This is a genomic window from Microbacterium sp. CPCC 204701, from assembly GCF_004010105.1.
Lineage (GTDB): Bacteria > Actinomycetota > Actinomycetes > Actinomycetales > Microbacteriaceae > Microbacterium.
Window position 1 is genome coordinate 1 of sequence record NZ_RRYE01000363.1, and the last position, 2,899, is coordinate 2,899.

The following is a 2,899-nucleotide window of genomic DNA, read 5'->3' on the forward strand; positions in this document are numbered from 1 at the left end:
CGACCCGCGACGCGGCTGGGACTTCATCTCCACCGGTCACGGCGACGTGCCGTGGGAGGACGCCTTCCGCATGCTCAACGCGATCGGCTACGACGGACCCCTCTCGGTGGAGTGGGAGGATGCCGGCATGGACCGCCTGGTCGGCGCACCCGAAGCTCTCGAGTTCGTCCGCCGCCTGTCGGCGTACCGGCCCTCCGAGGCCGCGTTCGACGCGGCGTTCTCGCAGCGCTGACGGCCGGGTCGCCGGGCTCAGGAGCGCGGCGACTCACCCGCGGTGAGGGCGTGCAGCAGCTGTGTGAGGTTGCGGATGTCGTCGACGGGCCACTCGTCGAGCGCGTCGACGAGCGTGCTCTCCTGCGGCGCGCGCGCCGCGGCGAGGCGTTCGAGGCCCTCCGTCGTGGGTGAGAGCAGACTCGACCGGCCGTCGTCGGGGTCGGGCGTGCGCTGCACGAGACCCAGCTGCTCGAGCTCGCGGACGGTGCGGCTGATCTGACCCTTGTCTGACATGAGGGTCTCGGCGAGGGCCGACAGCGTGATCGACTCGCGACGCACGATGGTGGTCAACACCTTGTAGGCCCCGGGCAGCATGCCCGGGCTCACGCGGTTGGCGTTCTCGAGGATGATCCGCCGGAACCGGCTGATCAGCTCGCCGAACTCCGCCTCGAGGGCGCGCACCGCCTCGGTGCGCGCCTCTCGCGTCTCGTCGGCGGCCATCGTCATCGACATTAGCGTCGGGTCCGGGATGCCGCGGACGCCGCGCCTTGCGCCGTCGCGGTCAGCGTGTCCATGCCCTCGGCGGTCGAGACGGTGGCGAGGTCGGCTTCGCTCGCCGCGACGCGCTCGCTCGTCGTCATCCGCGTGAGCGGCACGTTCGGCAGGAACACGATGGCGATCAGGCTCACGGCGGCCAGCGGCACCGCGATCAGGAACGAGTGGGCGATCGCCTGGGCGTAGATGTCTTCGAAGATGACGCGGACACCGTCGGGCAGCTGGGCGACGTTCGGGATGGCGCCGGACTGCAGCTGCTCGGCGACGGCCGCGCCCTTCTCGCCGAGCTTCGCGATCGCCCCGGCGATATCCGACTGCCGATGGGCGACGAGGCCGGTCGCCGAGCTTGCGAGAGCTGCGCCCATGGCCGAGACGCCGACCGTGCCGCCGAGGCTGCGGAAGAACGTCACCCCCGAGCTGGCGACGCCGATCTCGGTGGGCTTGGCGGTGTTCTGCACGATGAGCACGAGGTTCTGCATCGTCATGCCGACGCCTGCGCCGAGCAGAAACATGTAGAGCGAGACGAGCACGAAGTTCGTGTCGTATTCCATCGTCGACAGCAGGAACGAGCCCGCGATGAGGAGCACGCCGCCGACGACGAGGTACGGCTTCCAGTGACCGTGCCTGGTGACGAGCCCGCCGATGACGATCGACGCTATGAGGAGACCAGCGATCATCGGGATCGTCATGAGGCCCGCCTCGGTCGGGGTCGCGCCGCGCGCCATCTGCATGTACTGGCTGAGGAACACCGACGTGCCGAACATCGCGACGCCGATCGCGATCGACGCGATCACCGCGAGGGTGAACGTGCGGTTGCGGAACATCGCGAGAGGCACGAGCGGCTCCTTCGAGCGCAGCTCGACGACGACGAACAGGATCGTCGCGAGGAGGGAGCCGCCGACCATGAGGATCGTCTCGATGCTCCACCAGTCGTAGTCGTTGCCGGCGTTGGTGATCCAGACGAGCAGCAGCGAGACGGCGGTCGAGAGCAGCACGATGCCGAGGTAGTCGATGCGCACCTTCGTCTTCGGGCGCGCCGGCAGGTGCAGCGTGCGCTGCATCATGATGAGCGCAGCGACGGCGAACGGGATCGCGATGAAGAAGTTCCAGCGCCAGTCGAGCGTGTCGGTGATGAATCCGCCGAGCAGCGGTCCGCCGACGGTCGCGACGGCCATCACGGCGCCGAAGAGGCCCATGTACCGGCCGCGTTCGCGAGGACTGATGATGTCGGCCATGATCACCTGGCTGAGCGCCGCGAGGCCGCCCGCGCCGATGCCCTGCACGGCACGGAAGGCGATGAGCATACCGGGGTCCTGCGAGAAGCCGGCCGCCGCGGTCGAGAGCACGAAGATCACGATCGCGATCTGGATGAGCAGCTTGCGGTTGAACAGATCCGCCAGCTTGCCCCAGATCGGTGTCGAGATCGCCGTGGTGAGCAGAGTCGCCGTGACGACCCACGTGAAGGCCGCCTGGTCGCCGCCGAGATCGTGGACGATGACGGGCAGCGAGGTCGAGACGACCGTCGACGCGAGCATCGAGACGAACATGCCGAGGAGCAGGCCGGTGAGCGCCTGCAGCACGCGGCGGTGACGGCGCTGATGCTCTTCGGCGGTGGCAGCGGTGGCTGACGCCGAGCCGGATGCGGGGGAAGACGGGGCCATGGGTGTCCTTCTGAGGGAGCGAACGAGGGAGCCACGACGATGGCGTCCGATATGGTTGACTGAAGTCAACAGTTGAGCGACGTCAACTATATGTCTCTTGGTTGATGTCTGTCAACCAACTCGGTGGATCTGACCCGGGCACGGGAGGCTGGGATGGTGTTCAGCGTCGAACTGCTCCTGGATGAGGCCGCCGAGCGCGCCGTGCGCGACGACTGGGCGCGACTGATCGACGCGGGCCTGCCGAGTTCCGGCCGCCACCTCGCGCCCACGAACCGCCCGCACGTCACGATCGCCGTCCGCGACGACCCCCGGCTCGACGCGCTCGACGGTCTCGCCGCGGCATTGCCGCTGCGCGTCGAGCTGAGCGGCCTGCTCGTCTTCGGCGGAGCGACCCGGGCGGTGCTGACACGCCATGTCGTGGCGTCCGCCGCGCTGCTGGAGTTCCATCGCGAGGTCGCGCGGCGGCTCGG

4 protein-coding genes are annotated in these 2,899 nt (G+C 68.9%); 2 read left to right on the top strand and 2 right to left on the bottom strand.

The window, feature by feature from the left end; genetic code table 11:
- A partial coding sequence (locus EIO58_RS15390) for a sugar phosphate isomerase/epimerase family protein (protein ID WP_240658924.1) occupies nucleotides 1-232 on the top strand: 232 nt, incomplete at its 5' end.
- A 17-nt stretch (nucleotides 233-249) separates the two neighbouring features.
- Here the strand turns inward: EIO58_RS15390 and EIO58_RS15395 are convergent.
- Both EIO58_RS15395 and EIO58_RS15400 read right to left on the bottom strand, forming a co-directional pair.
- Entirely contained in the window at nucleotides 250-726 is a 477-nt protein-coding gene (locus EIO58_RS15395; protein ID WP_205789322.1) for a MarR family winged helix-turn-helix transcriptional regulator, read from the bottom strand.
- Entirely contained in the window at nucleotides 726-2,429 is a 1,704-nt protein-coding gene (locus EIO58_RS15400) for an MDR family MFS transporter (protein WP_127820248.1), read from the bottom strand. Before EIO58_RS15400 ends, EIO58_RS15395 begins: the two co-directional genes overlap by 1 nt.
- Before the next feature lie 153 nt (nucleotides 2,430-2,582).
- Between EIO58_RS15400 and EIO58_RS15405 the strand changes: the two genes are divergently transcribed.
- Nucleotides 2,583-2,899: 2'-5' RNA ligase family protein (locus EIO58_RS15405; RefSeq protein ID WP_446723936.1), on the top strand; the 317-nt coding region annotated here is incomplete at its 3' end.